We start from the raw sequence: 15638 nt of genomic DNA on the forward strand, positions 1-15638 counted from the left end.
CGCTGTTTCGGTTCCGCTGGCCGGCCACCACTTGTGTCGGGCACCCGACCCGAGGACCGAACGGGTCGAGCTCGCCGGGGCGACTCCCCTGCGAGCGCGGAACCTTACCCCCCCTTGGGCGAGGCATGTATACCGCCCTTGCGGCTGAGATGTACGCCCCCGCACGCGAAGTTGTTCCCAATGTGATTCAGGCGACACGAAGATAGGGGTAGTAGTACCCGGTTCGCGGTCGGCGCGCCGGCATGTCGGGCTGTTTCCACGCGACGGCCGGACAACCGTTAACCTCAGCGGCGTATTCGACGGCCGGCGGCCAGTCCGATCGCTGCCGGCCGCCGTCATCCACCTGAGGTCCCGGGAGTGCTCAGATGAGTTTTGCGCGGGTGCGAGCACTCGTCGTCGTCGGCCTGCTGGGGGTGCTGGCCCTGGCGTTCGTGGTGACCGCGATCATCCGGGACACCCAGGGGAAGGCCGGCACTGCCGAGGGCTGCCCGGAGGGTTGGCCGCTGGCCGACGTGACTCTGCACGAGCCCAAGGACGTCAAGATCAACGTGTTCAACGCGACCGACGAGCCCGGCCGGGCCGGCAGCGTCGCCGACGACTTCCGCAACCGCAAGTTCCAGGTGCAGAAGGTCGGCAACGAGCGCAAGGGGATCGACGACGTCGCGGTGCTGCGGTACGGCCCGAAGGGGGTCGGCTCCGCACACCTGCTCCAGGCGTACTTCCTGAACAACGCCGAGCCGGGCTACGACCCGAAGCGCACCGACGACACCGTGGACGTGGTGCTGGGCAGCGGCTTCCAGCAGCTTGCCACCACCACCGAGGTCAACCAGTCCCTGGGCGACATCGGCGCGCCCCAAGCTCCCAAGGGCTCCTGCCCCTCCCCGGTCGCCAAGTGACGGCCGGGTCGGTCTGACCGGCCGGTCAGGGGCCACCCGCGGCGTCCAGCTTCGCGAGCCGGTCGTGCAGCGGCCCGAAGAGCGCCGGCGGGGCCGCGACCACCAGGTCCGGCCCCGGCGGCGCACCGGCCAGGCCGCCCACCCGCACCCCCGCCTCCGCGGCCACCAGCCCGCCCGCCGCCAGGTCCCAGGCCGCGAGACCCTTCTCGAAGTACGCGTCGAGCCGGCCCTCCGCGACCAGACACAGGTCCAGGGCGGCGGCACCCAGGCGGCGGATGTCCCGTACATGAGCGATCAGTCCGGCAACCACCTGGCCCTGGTGCGCGCGACGAGCCGCGTCGTAACCGAAACCGGTGCCGACCAGCGCCTGCCCCAGGTCGACCTCGCCGGAGCACCGCAACCGGACGCCGTCGCGCCAGGCCCCACCCCCGACCGTGGCGGTCCACTCCTCGCCGGTGTGCACGTTGCGCACCACCCCGGCGACCACCACCCCGTCCACCTCGGCCGCCAGCGACACCGCGCTGTGCGCCAGCCCGTAGAGGTAGTTGACGGTCCCGTCGATCGGGTCGACGATCCACCGCACCCCGTCCGGGGCGACCGGCCCGGTGTCGCGGGTACCGTATTCCTCGCCGAGCACCGCGTCGTCGGGTCGCAACTCCCGCAACGCGTCCAGCACCTGCCGCTCGACCGCCCGGTCGGCCGCGGTGACCACGTCGGTGACAGTGCTCTTGGTCGCCGCCACGGAAACACCCTCGACCCGCATCCGGTACGCGGTGGCCGCCGCGTCCCGGGCGACGCCGAGCGCGACCGCCAGAAGTTCCCGAGGTGACGGCGCCGAACGGTGCATCCCCACGTCCCCTTCCCGCACGACCGGGGCGTTCGGGGCCCCGCGCGAGTATCATCCTTACAAAGTCCACATCAGCGCCGAATCGGCGGTCCCACGCCGTTACGCAGTGCGGCGCAGGATGATCGCCGCAGACGGCGTTACAATTCACCCTGCCCACGCGCCACGGACCGCCGACCACCGGCCGATCCGAGACACGAGGGTCCCTCAACCACATCGCCCGGCCCGGTTGCCCCTCGCTGTGCCGGACGACCCGGCCGTGCCCGCTCTTCGCCTCCGGAAGGTCATTCGTGACAGAACCCCGCCAGACCGGCGCCGACGTTCGCTCGCTCACCGACACCCTGATCGCCCACGCGCAGAGCGCCGGCGGTCAGCTCACGTCGGCCCAGCTCGCGCGCACCGTCGAGTCCGCCGAGGTGACTCCGGCCCAGGCCAAGAAGATTCTGCGGGCACTCTCCGAGGCGGGAGTGACGGTGGTGGTGGACGGCTCGGCGAGCACCCGCCGCCGCGTCGCCGCGGCCCGCTCGACCACGCCGGCGTCCCGGGCCACCACCGCCAAGACCACCAAGAAGGCCGCCGCGCCCGCCCCGAAGCAGGCGCCCGCCTCCGACGACACGCCGTCCGCGCCGGCCCCCCGCAAGGTCGCCGCGCGCAAGGCCACCGGCACCTCCGCCGAGGGCGCTGCCGCACCGGCGAAGGCCACCAAGTCGACCCGGGCCACCAAGGCGACGGTCGCCGCCGCCGGCGCCAAGGCCGGCACCAAGGCCAAGGGTGAGGGCGCCGAGGGCGAGATCGACCCGGAGGAGCTGGCCGCGGCCATCGAGGACGTGGTGGTCGAGGAGCCGGCCGAGCTGACCCAGGCCGCCGAGACCGACGCGGCCGCCTCGGCGACCGACAACGACTTCGAGTGGGACGACGAGGAGTCCGAGGCCCTCAAGCAGGCCCGACGGGACGCCGAGCTCACCGCCTCCGCCGACTCGGTCCGTGCGTACCTGAAGCAGATCGGTAAGGTTCCGCTGCTCAACGCCGAGCAGGAGGTGGAGCTGGCCAAGCGCATCGAGGCCGGGCTCTACGCCGCCGAGCGACTGCGGGCCGCCGACGAGGGCGAGGAGAAGCTCGTCCGGGAGATGGTCCGTGACCTGGGCTGGATCTCCCGCGACGGCGAGCGGGCCAAGAACCACCTCCTGGAGGCGAACCTCCGACTGGTGGTGTCCCTCGCGAAGAGGTACACGGGTCGTGGCATGGCGTTCCTGGACCTCATCCAGGAGGGCAACCTCGGTCTGATCCGCGCGGTGGAGAAGTTCGACTACACCAAGGGCTACAAGTTCTCCACGTACGCGACCTGGTGGATCCGGCAGGCGATCACCCGCGCGATGGCCGACCAGGCCCGCACCATCCGCATCCCGGTGCACATGGTCGAGGTCATCAACAAGCTCGGCCGCATACAGCGCGAGCTGCTCCAGGACCTGGGCCGTGAGCCCACCCCGGAGGAGCTGGCCAAGGAGATGGACATCACACCCGAGAAGGTGCTGGAGATCCAGCAGTACGCCCGGGAGCCCATCTCGCTGGACCAGACCATCGGCGACGAGGGCGACAGCCAGCTCGGTGACTTCATCGAGGACTCCGAGGCCGTGGTCGCGGTGGACGCGGTCTCGTTCTCGCTCCTGCAGGACCAGCTCCAGCAGGTGCTGCAGACGCTCTCCGAGCGTGAGGCGGGTGTGGTACGGCTGCGCTTCGGCCTGACCGACGGCCAGCCACGGACGTTGGACGAGATCGGCCAGGTCTACGGGGTGACCCGGGAACGGATCCGGCAGATCGAGTCCAAGACGATGTCCAAGCTGCGCCACCCGTCGCGCTCGCAGGTCCTCAGGGATTACCTGGACTGACCGGGTTTCGTCAACCGAACGTGTCGTTTTGACCACCTGGTGTGCAACACCAGATGGTGATCGTCCGGATGCACGAATGTGATCGTTGACGTGGCACCCTGGGTGCACGGCACACTGTCCCTGCCAGGTGTGACCTCGGTCCCCCGCGGGCACACAGGGAAGGCAGTGCCTAGTAAGGGTGTTGCACCATAGGTGAGCAACGACCGAAGAGATTGTTCATCGGTGACGACCAGAGGAGGAAGGCGATGACCCCGACCCTCACGCCGCCGCCCGAGACGGTGGCGCCCCCAGCCGCCGATGAACGGTGCGACCGCTGCAATGCTGCCGGGAAGCTCCGGATCACTCTGGCGGGTGGGAGCGAGCTGGTGTTCTGCGGGCACCATGCGAACAAGTACGCGGAGGATCTCGTGAAGATCACCGAGCGGTTCGCGACGGAGCCCGATTTCAGCTGGCGTGGCGCCGATCTGATGGCGAACTAGATCCGCAAACCGACATAGCCGGCCGGAGGCACCCCGAGGGTGTCTCCGGCCGGCTTCTTCGTACCCAGATCCACGCCCTTCGCCCCTGCGCCGTGCCGCTGCCTCAGCCCCGGCGTGCGCGGTGTCGGCGAGGGCGCTCCGCACAATCCCGGGCCAGACGGTCGGAACGTCCGTCAAGATCCACGCATTTTCCCGGATGTTGCTGCCTCCCGGGCCTCCGAGGCAGCAACATCCCCGAAGTTGTGCGGATCTTGAGTGCTCCGCGCCCAAGATCGCGCTTGAACCAGGAAGTGGTGGCCTCACAGGCGCGCCGACACCACTACAACCATGTTCGAGCACGATCTTGGGCCCGGGGCGGATGGTGTCGGTGTGGTTGGTGGGCCTAGAGGGTCTGGACGGTGGCGATGCGTTCCTCGAGCTGCTCGATGGTGGCCTGGGCGCTGGGCGGGCCGCCGCATAGTCGGCGCAACTCGGCATGGATCTTGCCGTGCGGTTGGCCGGTGCGGTGGTGTCGTGCCGCCACCAGAGCGTTCAGTTGGCGCCGTAGCGCCACACGGCGCTGGGCGGCGCTCATGGGTGCCGGCGGCGCCGCGGTGGGCGCAGCGGCCGTCTGAGCGGGCCCGTCGGCGGTACGGCGGCGTTGGGCGGCGAGTTGTGCGGCTTGCCGTTTGGTCAGCAGCAGCGACACCTGATCGGCGGTGAGCAGACCGGGCAGGCCGAGGTATTCCTCTTCCTCGGGGGTGCCGGCCTGCGCCGCGGTGCCGAACGACGCGCCGTCGAAGATCACCTGGTCCAGTTCGGCGGTGGCCGAGAGCGCGGCGAAGCGCTTCTCCAACTCGCCGCTTGCCTGGTCGTCGCGCTGCGCTCGTTCCAGCAGGTCGTCGTCGAAGCCGTCGGATTCCTTGGGTTTGCCGAGTACGTGGTCCCGCTCGGTCTCCATCTCGCTGGCCAGCCCGAGCAGGTGCGGCACGCTGGGCAGGAACACCGACGCGGTCTCCCCGGGCCGGCGGGCCCGGACGAACCGGCCGATCGCCTGGGCGAAGTAGAGCGGCGTGCTGGCACTTGTGGCGTAGACCCCGACCGCGAGTCGCGGGATGTCGACCCCTTCGGACACCATCCGCACCGCGACCAGCCACCGCTGGTCGGACGCCGCGAACGTCGCGATCCGCGCGGATGCGCCCTGGTCGTCGGAGAGCACCACGGCGGCCTTCTCGCCCGTGACCTGCTCGATCAGCTTGGCGTACGAGCGGGCGGTCTGTTGGTCGGTGGCGATGATCAGCCCGCCGGCGTCGGCCATGCCGGCGTTGCGCAGCACTGTGAGTCGGGCGTCGGCGGCCCGCAGGACCTGCGGCATCCAGTCGCCGGCGGGGTCCAGGGCGGTACGCCAGGCCTGCGCCACCAGATCCTGCGTCATGGGTTCACCGAGGCGGGCGGCCAACTCCTCCCCCGCGTTGGTCCGCCAGCGGGTCTCGCCGGAGTACGCCAGGAAGAGCACCGGCCGGACCACGCCGTCGCGGAGGGCGTCGGAGTAGCCGTACACCGAGTCGGCGCGGGAGCGCAGCAGCCCGTCCCCGCCCCGCTCGTAGCTGACGAACGGGATCGGGTTGTCGTCGGAGCGGAACGGGGTCCCGGTGAGCATCAGCCGGCGTACGGCGGGTTCGAAGGCCGCCTTCACCCCGTCTCCCCAGGACCGGGAGTCGCCCGCGTGGTGGATCTCGTCGAGGATGACCAGGGTGCGCCGGGTCATGGTGCGCCGTCGGTGCACCTGCGGGGCCATTCCCACCTGGGCGTAGGTGATCACCGCGCCGTGGAAGTCGGCCGCGGAGTGCACGTCCGCGTTGCGGAACGCCGCGTCGAGTTGGATGCCCACCCGGGCCGCCGCTTCGGCCCACTGGCTCTTCAGGTGTTCGGTCGGTGCGACGACGGTGACCGCCTCGACGGTGCCGTCGGCGAGCAGTTCGGCGGCGATCCGCAGGGCGAAGGTGGTCTTGCCGGCGCCGGGGGTGGCGACCGCGGTGAAGTCCTCGGTACGCCGGCGCAGGTATTCGACCAGGGCTTTACGCTGCCAGGCGCGTAGCGCCGGGAACGTCTCGAGCACCGGCGTCCGGGCTGCCACGCGAAGCTCCTCTCCGACCGCACGACGGCGGATCCGGGGCGAGGGCCACGGTGACCGCCGCCCATGAAAACGCCTCCGCGCAGAAGCTGCCGCGAAGGCCGACTCAGCATAACCAGCGTCGGCCCGACGTCCCAGGCGACGCCACGCTGGTCACATCTGTCACCCCGGCGGAAGGGGCCTCACCACTCAGGGTCACCGGTGCGTGGCGGGCGCAGTGTCGCCACCGGGGCGGACCACCGTCGTCGCAGTGCGATCAGGCGTAGACCGAACACCAGGACGGCGGCGGCGGTAAGCGGCACCGGCCCGGTCTGGTCGCTGGCGTACAGGACCACCACCAGGATCGAGCCGGCCAGCGCGGCCACCGCGTAGATCTCCCGGCGCAGCACCACCGGGATCTCGGCGGTGAGCAGGTCGCGGCCGAGCCCGCCGCCGATCGCGGTGAGCATGCCGATCAGGCAGGCGCCGACTGCCGGCACCTGGGCGTCGAGCGCCTTGAGCGTGCCGGTGACGGTGAACAGCGCCAGACCGGCCGCGTCCAGCACCAGGACGGTGGTGCGCAGTCGGGCCAGTTGGGGGTGCAGCCAGAAGACGGCGAGCGCGGTGATCGCGGCGGTGGCCGCGTACCGCCAGTCGGCGAAGGCCAGCGGTGGAACCTCGTCGATGACCAGGTCCCGGAGGATCCCGCCGCCGAGGGCGGCGACGAAACCGACGAAGGCAACGCCGAACAGGTCCAGTCGCTTCGCCACCGCCGCCGAGGCCCCGGATGCGGCGAAGACCGCCACCCCGGCCAGGTCGGCGAGGAGCAGGGCGGTGGAGGTGGTCACCGCCGCAGGCTACGTCGCCGGCCGGGATGCCGGCCCACGTTCACTCGCGGTACGAGTCGTAGATCTCCTTGCACTTGGGGCAGACCGGCGAACCCGGCTTGGCCGCCTTGGTGACCGGGAACGTCTCACCGCAGAGCGCGACGACGAAGGTGCCCATGACGGCACTCTCGGCGATCTTCTCCTTGCGGACGTAGTGGAACATCTCGGGACCGGTGTCGGCGTCCTTCAGCTCCGGACGCTCGAGAACCTCTGTGCTCACGTCTGCACCTCCAACCGTCAAGTTTGGCAGGTCATCACGGCCGGGTCCACTTGAGGCCAGCGGACACCCGACCCCGTACGGTGCCAATGTGACTGACTTTCGCATCAGCTACGGGACCGAGGTCGCCGAAGCCCTGCGCGACGGCCGGCCCGTCGTCGCCCTGGAGAGCACCATCGTCTCGCACGGCCTGCCCCGGCCGGAGAACCTGCGGGTGGCCAGGGAGATCGAGCAGGCGGTTCGGGACGCCGGGGCCGTTCCGGCCACGATCGGGATGATCCGCGGCGAGGTGGTGGTCGGCCTCGACGACGCCCAGCTGACCCGTCTCGCCACCGTCGACGGAGTGACAAAGCTCTCGGTCCGCGACCTCGCGGTGGCGGCGGCCACGGGCGCCGACGGCGCGACGACAGTGGCCGCGACCAGCGCGGTGGCCGCCGCGGCCGGGATCGGGGTGTTCGCCACCGGCGGGTTGGGTGGGGTGCACCGGGAGGCGGCGCACACCTTCGACGAGTCGGCGGACCTGACCACCCTGGCCCAGACCCCGATCGCTGTGGTCTGCGCCGGGGTCAAGTCGATCCTCGACGTGGGCGCGACGCTGGAGCGCCTGGAGACCCTCGGCGTCGCCGTGGTCGGTTACCGCACCCGCCGGTTCCCCGGTTTCTACCTCACCGACGCCGGTTTCGACCTGGACTGGTCCGTGGACTCGCCGGAGCAGGTCGCCGCCGTGCTCGCCGCCCGGGACGAGCACGCCGTGCACACCGGCGGGCTGCTCGTTGCCAACCCGCTGCCGGTCGACGAACAGCTCGACCCGGAGCTGCACGACCGGACCCTCGCCGAGGGCCTGGCGCTGCTGGATCGGGACGGCATCACCGGGAAGGCCGTCACGCCGTACCTGCTGGCGCACTTCCACTCGGCCACCGAGGGCGCGAGCCTGGCGGTGAACGTCCGGATCATCCTGCGCAACGCCGACCTGGCCGCGCGGATCGCGGTCGCCGCGGCGGCCCGAAGCACCACCGCCCCGGCGTGACGCGACCGGCCCGGGTGGTCGTCGTCGGCGACGTGATCACCGACGTGGTCGCCGTGCTGTCCGGGCCCCTCGCGGCCGGCTCGGACACCGGGGCGGAGATCAGTCTCGGCGGTGGTGGTCAGGCGGCCAACACCGCTGCCTGGGTCGCCGCACAACGGGTGGACGTCACGCTCGTCGGCGCGGTCGGTGACGACGACGAGGGGCGGGACCGGGTTGCCGAACTGACCCGGGCGGGCGTCGACTGCGCGGTCGAGCGGATCGAGGGCGTACCCACCGGCACGGTGATCGTGTTGGCGGCCGACGACGAGCGGACCATGGTCAGCCAGCGGGGCGCGAACCTGCGGCTGAGCGGCGCGCACGTCGAGGGGGCCGTCGCGGCGGCGCCCGACGCCGGGCATCTGCACCTGTCCGCGTACACCCTGCTGGACGCCGCGTCGCGCGGCGCGGGGCTGCGGGCGTTGGCCGCCGCGCGCGAGCGTGGGCTCACCATCAGCGTCGACGCGGCGTCCGCGGCGCCGCTGCGGCGGGTCGGCGCGGCGGTGTTCCTGAGTTGGATACGCGACATCGACCTGCTGCTGGTCAACGCGGACGAGGCGACGGCGCTGGCCGGCGGGCTGGACCCGGCGGCGCAGGGGCGGGTGTTGTCGGCGACGGCGCGGCGGGTGGTGGTCAAGCGCGGGGCGGCCGGCGCGGTCTGGGTGGACCGCACCGGGGCGGTCCACGTGGCCTCAGCCCGCCGGACGGCGGTGGTGGATGTCACGGGGGCCGGCGATGCCTTCGCGGCCGGCCTGCTCACCGCGTGGCTCGCGGGCGCCACCCCGGCCGCGGCGCTGGGCCGCGCCACCGACCTGGGGGCGATGGCCGTCTCCACCGCCGGCGCGCGTCCGCAGCCGTGACGGTACGAACCCTGGCCCGTTCGCGGGTCAGGGTTCGGCGTCGATGACCTTGTGCGGGCGTTCCTCGGCGGTGAGGCTCATCGGCGGCGTGTCGTCCTGCCGGCGGGGGTGGAACCGGTTGGCGAGCCGGTGCTCTTCCTTGGGCGGCCGGTCATTGGCCAGCAGCACGGCCAGCCAGGGGATGAGCACCATGCCGAGGCCGCACAGCGGCAGCCAGAGCCAGAGCAGTGGGGCGTTCGCACCGACCAGGATCGCGCCGACGACGATGCACAGCACCCGGATGCCCATCATCAGGACATAGCGGCGCTGGCGACTGTTGAGCTGATCGTCCTGGCTGCGCGAGGCGTCGGTGATGAGAATCGGCTGGTACGCCTGACGCTTCACCATGGACCTCCTACGAGGGGATTACCCCTCATCCTGTCACCGCGAGGGCGTGATCAGCGAACTTCGAGTCAACCCGGCACGTGTTACGTGCGTGGTACGCTCCGAGCGTGGGCAGCAGGTTCAGCTTCACCGACGAGGCGTTGGCCAACCTGAGGGTCTACGACGTCACGCCCGGGGAAGTCTGGGAGGCGCTACACAGCGCCCGACGGGTCATCCGCCATCTGGGCGACGACGTGATGGTGGTCTACGCCGCCGCCCGTCGGGGCCGCCGACTGGCGGTGCTGCTCGCCGAGGCCGATGGCACCGACAACGACTGGGACATCCTCTCCGCTCGTGAGCTGAGCGACGCCGAGTCCAAGCGCTACGACGAGGCCGTGCGGAGATCTCGCCGATGAGGAGGCCGTGACGATGCACCGGAACGACGCGACCAAGCAGTTCCACAGCGGCGACGACCGGATCGCCGAGCTGATCGACGAGAGCCCGGCGGTGGACCTCCCCACCCCCGACACCGACGTGCCGATGGTCAGCAGGTCGGTCCGGCTGCCGCTGGAGACCTACGAGCGGGTGCGCTCCGCCGCCGACGCCCGCGGCATCGGGGTCACCACCCTGATGCGCCAGTGGATCGAGGCCGGCCTGGCCGACCTGGACGACTCGGCGACCGTCTCACTCGCCGACGTCCGACGCGCGCTGGCCTCCCTGGCGCACCCCACCGCCGCCTGAACGTCAGCCCCCCGCAGCCTTGGCCGCCGCCTTCATCTGCTGCTTGTACTCCCGCACCTGCCGCAGCGAATCGACGTCGGTGACGTCGGCCACGGACCGGTACGCGCCCGGGTCGCCGTAGCCGCCGGCAGCCTGCCGCCAGTCCTGCGGGGTCACCCCGAACCGCTTGCCGAGCAGGGCCACGAAGATCTGCGCCTTCTGCTTGCCGAAGCCGGGCAGCCCGGACACCCGGCGCAGCAGCTCCGGCCCGTCGGCGACGTCGGACCAGAGCAACGCCGCGTCACCGTCGTAGCGCTCCACCAGCACCCGGCAGACCTCCTGCACCCGCGCCGCCATCGCCTTCGGGAACCGGTGCAACGCGGGCGGCTGGGCGAAGAGCGCGACGAGCGCCTCCGGGTCGTACCCGGCCAGCTCCGCCGCGTCCAGGTCATGACCGAGCCGCTGGGTCAGCACGTACGGCGAGGAGAACGCTTTCTCCATCGGCACCTGCTGGTCGAGGACCATGCCGAGGAGCAGGGCCAGCGGGCTGCGCTCCAGCAGCCGGTTGGCCTCGGGGTCGATGGGAAGTACGAGCGTCATGGCACCATCCTGCCCGGCCGCCTGTTACGGACGACCACCGACGCTCCGGGTTCGATCCGGCGGGTGGCCGCGCCGGGCGTCGCGGCGGAAGGCAGGATGGCTGCGTGGACGAACACGACATGCTGCTCTCCCCCGCCGGTGTCGACGCGCTGCGGACCGCGCTGACCCGGACCGGGTTCACCAGCCACGGCATCGCCGAGAGACTGGGTGCGCAGGCAACCGCCGCGGTCGCCCGCAACGACTACCGGGCCGCGTTGCGCGCCACCGAGGACGGCGACCCGCTCGGCACCCTGATCCGGGTGTTCATCTGCGACCAGACCGAGTCGGAGGCCGCGGTGGCCGCCGCGCTGACGCCGCTGAGCCTGGAGGAGGCACTGGCCGGCGGGCTGGTCGAGCGGTACGGCGGCGGTCTGCGTGCCGGCGTGGACCTGGAACCGTACGGGGACGACTGGTGGGTGCTCGCCGACGTGCCGTCCAGCGCCCGCCCGGGTCGCCCGTTGCACGCCGAACACGTGCTCGGCATCGGCGGGGCGACCCACACCCTGATCGGCGCCACCATGCGCCGGCCGGTCGGCACCGCACTGGACCTGGGGACCGGGTCCGGCGTCCAGGCCCTGCACCTGGCCACCCACGCCGACTCGGTGACCGCCACCGACCTCTCCGAGCGGGCCCTGCGCTTCGCCGCGACCACCGCCGCCCTCAACGGTCAGGACTGGGAGTTGCTGCGCGGTGACCTGGTCGCCCCGGTTGCGGGCCGGCGCTTCGACCTCGTGGTGAGCAACCCGCCGTTCGTGGTCGGCCCGGGCACCACCACGCACGTCTACCGCGACTCCGGCCGGGTCGGTGACGCGATCGGCGCGGAGCTGGCCGCAGCCGCCCCGGGTCTGCTCACCGAGGGCGGCACGATGCAGTACCTGGCGAACTGGGTGCACGTCGCCGGCGAGGAGTGGGACGAGCGGGTGGCCGGCTGGTTCGCCGGTACCGGCCTGGACGCCTGGGTCATCCAGCGGGAGGTGGCCGACCCCATGGCGTACGTCGACCTGTGGCTCACCGACGTGGGCGAGACCGCCGACCCGCAGCGGATGGCCGCCTGGCTGGACTGGTTCGACGCGCACAAGGTGGAGGGGATCGGCTTCGGCATCGTGTCGCTGCGCCGGGGCGGTCACGCCGACCCGGTGGTCCGCGTGGAGGAGCTGCGCCAGCGGGCGCAGCCACCGCTGGGCGACCAGATCGCGGCGTGGTTCGACCGCCAGGACTTTCTCCGGGTACGCGACACGGAGGCGCTGCTCGCCGAGCGCTACCGGGCCGCCGAGGGCCTCCAGCTGCGGCAGGAGGCCACCATGGGCGATGAGGGTTGGGGCGTGGACCGGCAGGTCCTCGCGATGCCGAACGGCCTGCGCTGGACCGAGGAGATCGACCCGCTGGTGCTGGCGCTGGTCGGTGGCGCCGACGGCCGGTTGCCCCTGCGTGACCAGCTCGCCCTGCTCGCCGCCGCGCACGACGTCGAGCCCGACGAGATGGCCGAGGCCGCCGGCCCGATCGTGGCGCACCTGGTGGAGCGTGGCTTCATCGAGCGGGTGCCCGCCTGATGCGGGCCGTGGTGCAGACCGTCGGGCGGGCCAGTGTGACAGTGGACGACGAGGTGGTCGGCGCGATCGAGAACGGCCTGCTCGTGCTGCTCGGGGTGACCCACACCGACACCGGCCGGACCGCTCAGACGATGGCCCGCAAGGTGCACGAGTTGCGCATCCTGGACGGGGAGCGGTCCGCCGCCGACACCGGCGCGCCGATCCTGGTGGTCAGTCAGTTCACCCTCTACGGCGACGCCCGCAAGGGCCGCCGTCCTAGTTGGACGGCGGCCGCCGCCGCCGAGGTGGCCGAACCACTGGTGACCGCTGTGGTGGACGCCCTGCGCGAACGAGGAGCGAAGGTGGAGACGGGCCGCTTCCGCGCCCACATGCTCGTGGACAGCGTCAACGTAGGCCCCCAAACCCTCCTCCTAGACCTCTAACCCCACCCCTTCCCCACCCCCACCGCCCCCCTGCCCGGTGCGGTGATCAAGAGGTTTGCGTCAGATCTCGCCCGGAGTTTGACGCAAACCTCTTGATCACCGGGGCGAAGTGGGGTTGTGGGGGTGGGAGGGGTGGGGGTGGGGTGGATTAGGAGAAGAGGCCTCGGCGGGACAGGGACTGGCGGAGCCAGTTGTCTAGTTCGGCGGTCCAGTCGGTGCGGTCGGCGGTGGCGTGGTCCACAGTGAAGCGGCCGAAGGCGTCCCGGCCCTCACTGAAGACGCCGCCGCGCTTGTCGACCTCCAGGACCACCTGCATCTGCTGCGCGTCGGCGACGAAGGTGACCTCCAACTGGTTGATCGACCGGGCGTACTGCGGCGCCGGGTTGAACTCGATCTCCTGGTAGAACGGCAACGTCTGCCGTACTCCGTAGATGTGCCCACGTTCCACATCAGCGCGGGCGAACCGGAAGCCCAGTCGCAGCAACGCGTCGAGCAGTCGCTCCTGCGCCGGCAGTGGGTGCACCGACACGGCGTCCAGATCACCCTTGTCGACCGCGCGGGCGACCTCTAACTCGGTACGCAGACCCATCGTCATGCCGTGCAGGTGCTGCCCGTACAGCTCGGTGACCGGTGTCTCCCACGGCACGGCGAAGCGGAACGGGATGTCGTGGCGTTGCCCCGGCTCCAGCCGGAACGCGCCGGTGATCTGCTGGCGGTGGAACTCCTGGGTGGTGTCGTAGTCGTCGTCGCCGCTCTCCACCTCGACCCGGGTGACCAGGCCGAGGCTCACCTGGTCGATGTCGACCTGGTGGTCGCCGCCGACCACCTGGATGCGCCCCTCCAACTGGCCGCCCGGGCGGCAGTTCGGGTCCGCCAACACCGTCTCCACCGACGGACCGCCGACGCCCATCGCCTGCATGAGCCGCTTGAAGACCACGCCGTCCTCCACTTGTCGTCCGCGCCGACCCGAGCCGGCCGTCCGTCCGTCCAACCATCCGTCCGCAACGTAACCGTGGCGGGCAACCGCACACCCGGACGACACACCGCACCAGCGACCCGACCTGATTCCTGTCGGGTGCCCGATCGCCTCACTCCCGTTTTACGCCCCGCCCGCCAAGCTGTGTCTCACACCGGCACCGCTGGGCCGGAGACACGGCACAGACGTGGAAACGGGGAGAGACAGAGATGGTCCTGCAGATGACGGAACACCGGACGCGTCCGGCCACCACGACCGACACCGACGGGACCCCCGAGGTCCTCACCGACCTGGACGCCACCGACGAGCGTGGCATCTCCACCGACCTGGTCCGGGCGTACCTCAACGGGATCGGTCGGACGAAGCTGCTGACCGCCGCGCAGGAGGTCGACCTGGCCCGGCGTATCGAGGCCGGGTTGTTCGCCGACGAGAAGCTCGCGACCTGCACCCCGGTCTCCGCCGAGCTGCGGGCCGACCTGGAGCTGATCGTCGCGGAGGGCCGGGCCGCGAAGGACCACCTGCTTGAGGCGAACCTGCGGCTGGTGGTGAGCATCGCGAAGCGCTACACCGGTCGCGGTATGGCGTTCCTGGACCTCATCCAGGAGGGCAACCTCGGTCTGATCCGCGCGGTGGAGAAGTTCGACTACGCCAAGGGCTACAAGTTCTCCACGTACGCGACCTGGTGGATCCGGCAGGCGATCACCCGCGCGATGGCCGACCAGGCCCGCACCATCCGCATCCCGGTGCACATGGTCGAGCAGGTCAACCGGATGGTCCGTGCCCGCCGCGAGCTGGCGGTGACGCTGGGTCGCGAGCCTACTGTCGCCGAGGTCGCCCGGGCCCTGGAGATCCCCGAGATCCAGGTCATCGAGCTGATCTCCTACGACCGGGAGCCGGTCAGCCTGGACCAGGCCGTCGGCGACGACGGCGAGAGCGCCCTCGGTGACTTCGTGGCCTCGGTGGACCCGCGTACCGAGCCGGGCGACGCCGCCGCCCAGGGTGAGCTGCGCAACGAGGTCAGCGTCGTGCTGGCCACCCTGTCCCAGCGGGAGCAGGCGGTCATCCGGCTCCGGTTCGGTCTGGACGACGGCCGGCAGCGCACCCTGGACGAGGTCGGCCGGGAGTTCGGGTTGTCCCGGGAGCGGATCCGGCAGATCGAGAAGGTGACGCTGCTGAAGCTGCGCGCACCGGAGCGGGCCCAGCGCCTGGAGGCGTACGCCTGCTGACGCACCCGGTTCCCATGGAAGGCCCTGGCGGTTCGCCGGGGCCTTCCATGCTGCCGGGGTGTTTGACTGGGGAACCGTTAGGCGACGTGAGGGGAACGACGATGAACTGGACGCTGGAAGTGGTGATCGTGCCGGTCACCGACCTGGACCGGGCCAAGGCGTTCTACGCCGACCAGCTCGGCTTCACCGTCGACCACGACACCGTGATCAGCGACGAGGCGCGCATCGTCCAGTTCACTCCGCCCGGCTCCGGCTGCTCGATCGTGATCGGCAAGGGTGCCGTACCGGAGATGCCGCCGGGCTCGCTCAAGGGCCTGCAACTGGTGGTGCCCGACATCGAGCAGGCCCACGCGGAGTTGGTCGACCGTGGCGTCCAGGTCAGCGACGTCCAGGTGTTGGGCGTCAACCCGCGACCCGTTCCGCACCCGCTGGACAACGTCGGCTTCGTCTTCTTCAGTGACCCGGACGGCAACTCCTGGGCCGTCCAGCAAATCTCCAGCCGGGCCTGACCGGCCGCG

The 15638-nt window shown here is 71.2% G+C and carries 18 protein-coding genes; 11 read left to right on the plus strand and 7 right to left on the minus strand.

What is annotated here, in order from left to right; translation table 11 throughout:
- Positions 1-380: 380 nt before the first annotated feature.
- Complete coding sequence (locus tag O3438_RS14495) at positions 381-896, plus strand: LytR C-terminal domain-containing protein (protein WP_269683648.1); 516 nt, start codon at positions 381-383, stop codon at positions 894-896.
- Between the two features lie 25 nt (positions 897-921).
- Here the strand turns inward: O3438_RS14495 and O3438_RS14500 are convergent, their stop codons facing one another.
- Positions 922-1743, minus strand: a complete 822-nt coding sequence (locus tag O3438_RS14500) for an inositol monophosphatase family protein (protein ID WP_269680473.1) — start codon at positions 1741-1743, stop codon at positions 922-924.
- 287 nt (positions 1744-2030) lie between these two features.
- Between O3438_RS14500 and O3438_RS14505 the strand changes: the two genes are divergently transcribed.
- Together O3438_RS14505 and O3438_RS14510 are read left to right on the plus strand one after the other, a co-directional pair.
- Positions 2031-3626, plus strand: a complete 1596-nt coding sequence (locus O3438_RS14505; RefSeq protein WP_269680474.1) for an RNA polymerase sigma factor — start codon at positions 2031-2033, stop codon at positions 3624-3626.
- A gap of 245 nt (positions 3627-3871) precedes the next feature.
- Positions 3872-4105: a DUF7455 domain-containing protein gene (locus O3438_RS14510; RefSeq protein ID WP_030337431.1), complete on the plus strand. Its 234-nt coding sequence runs from the start codon at positions 3872-3874 to the stop codon at positions 4103-4105.
- 382 nt (positions 4106-4487) lie between these two features.
- Here the strand turns inward: O3438_RS14510 and O3438_RS14515 are convergent, their stop codons facing one another.
- The 3 genes from O3438_RS14515 to O3438_RS14525 all read right to left on the minus strand — a co-directional run bounded on the left by O3438_RS14515 (position 4488) and on the right by O3438_RS14525 (position 7304).
- Complete coding sequence (locus O3438_RS14515) at positions 4488-6221, minus strand: DEAD/DEAH box helicase (protein WP_269680475.1); 1734 nt, start codon at positions 6219-6221, stop codon at positions 4488-4490.
- Between the two features lie 179 nt (positions 6222-6400).
- On the minus strand, positions 6401-7045 hold the full coding sequence (locus O3438_RS14520) for a trimeric intracellular cation channel family protein (protein WP_269680476.1): 645 nt from the start codon (positions 7043-7045) through the stop codon (positions 6401-6403).
- 40 nt (positions 7046-7085) lie between these two features.
- The gene (locus O3438_RS14525; protein WP_007456912.1) at positions 7086-7304 is read right to left on the minus strand and encodes a DUF3039 domain-containing protein; all 219 of its coding nucleotides are present in this window, start codon (positions 7302-7304) and stop codon (positions 7086-7088) included.
- 88 nt (positions 7305-7392) lie between these two features.
- Here O3438_RS14525 and O3438_RS14530 point away from each other — a divergent pair, with 88 nt between their 5' ends.
- Positions 7393-8328, plus strand: a complete 936-nt coding sequence (locus O3438_RS14530) for a pseudouridine-5'-phosphate glycosidase (RefSeq protein ID WP_269680477.1) — start codon at positions 7393-7395, stop codon at positions 8326-8328.
- Positions 8325-9224 carry a carbohydrate kinase family protein gene (locus tag O3438_RS14535; RefSeq protein ID WP_269680478.1) on the plus strand — a complete coding sequence of 300 codons (900 nt, stop codon included), beginning with the start codon at positions 8325-8327 and terminating at the stop codon, positions 9222-9224. Before O3438_RS14530 ends, O3438_RS14535 begins: the two co-directional genes overlap by 4 nt.
- A 27-nt stretch (positions 9225-9251) precedes the next feature.
- On the opposite strand, the gene O3438_RS14540 is transcribed toward O3438_RS14535, so the two are convergent.
- Positions 9252-9611: a DUF3099 domain-containing protein gene (locus O3438_RS14540; protein WP_269680479.1), complete on the minus strand. Its 360-nt coding sequence runs from the start codon at positions 9609-9611 to the stop codon at positions 9252-9254.
- Between the two features lie 104 nt (positions 9612-9715).
- On the opposite strand from O3438_RS14540, the gene O3438_RS14545 reads away from it, so the two are divergent.
- Positions 9716-10003 (plus strand): hypothetical protein, encoded by a 288-nt coding sequence (locus O3438_RS14545; protein ID WP_088946797.1) that lies wholly within the window; start codon positions 9716-9718, stop codon positions 10001-10003.
- 13 nt (positions 10004-10016) lie between these two features.
- Positions 10017-10328 carry a hypothetical protein gene (locus O3438_RS14550; RefSeq protein ID WP_145785813.1) on the plus strand — a complete coding sequence of 104 codons (312 nt, stop codon included), beginning with the start codon at positions 10017-10019 and terminating at the stop codon, positions 10326-10328.
- A 3-nt stretch (positions 10329-10331) separates the two neighbouring features.
- On the opposite strand, the gene O3438_RS14555 is transcribed toward O3438_RS14550, so the two are convergent.
- Positions 10332-10907, minus strand: coding sequence for an HhH-GPD-type base excision DNA repair protein (locus O3438_RS14555; protein WP_145784907.1), 576 nt, complete (start codon positions 10905-10907; stop codon positions 10332-10334).
- A 104-nt stretch (positions 10908-11011) separates the two neighbouring features.
- Here O3438_RS14555 and O3438_RS14560 point away from each other — a divergent pair, with 104 nt between their 5' ends.
- Entirely contained in the window at positions 11012-12496 is a 1485-nt protein-coding gene (locus O3438_RS14560) for a DUF7782 domain-containing protein (RefSeq protein WP_269680480.1), read from the plus strand.
- Positions 12496-12918, plus strand: a complete 423-nt coding sequence (dtd, locus tag O3438_RS14565; RefSeq protein ID WP_269680481.1) for a D-aminoacyl-tRNA deacylase — start codon at positions 12496-12498, stop codon at positions 12916-12918. The genes O3438_RS14560 and dtd overlap by 1 nt, the downstream gene beginning before the upstream one ends.
- A gap of 148 nt (positions 12919-13066) precedes the next feature.
- On the opposite strand, the gene O3438_RS14570 is transcribed toward dtd, so the two are convergent.
- A complete protein-coding gene (locus tag O3438_RS14570) occupies positions 13067-13855 on the minus strand; it encodes a sporulation protein (protein ID WP_269683649.1) in 789 nt (262 codons plus the stop codon).
- A gap of 248 nt (positions 13856-14103) precedes the next feature.
- On the opposite strand from O3438_RS14570, the gene sigB reads away from it, so the two are divergent.
- Together sigB and O3438_RS14580 are read left to right on the plus strand one after the other, a co-directional pair.
- A complete protein-coding gene (sigB, locus tag O3438_RS14575) occupies positions 14104-15120 on the plus strand; it encodes an RNA polymerase sigma factor SigB (protein ID WP_442929603.1) in 1017 nt (338 codons plus the stop codon).
- Positions 15121-15221: 101 nt separating this feature from the next.
- Complete coding sequence (locus O3438_RS14580; RefSeq protein ID WP_145784911.1) at positions 15222-15629, plus strand: VOC family protein; 408 nt, start codon at positions 15222-15224, stop codon at positions 15627-15629.
- The last annotated feature ends 9 nt before the right edge of the window (positions 15630-15638 follow it).

Source organism: Micromonospora sp. WMMC250 (genome assembly GCF_027460215.1).
GTDB lineage: Bacteria > Actinomycetota > Actinomycetes > Mycobacteriales > Micromonosporaceae > Micromonospora > Micromonospora taraxaci.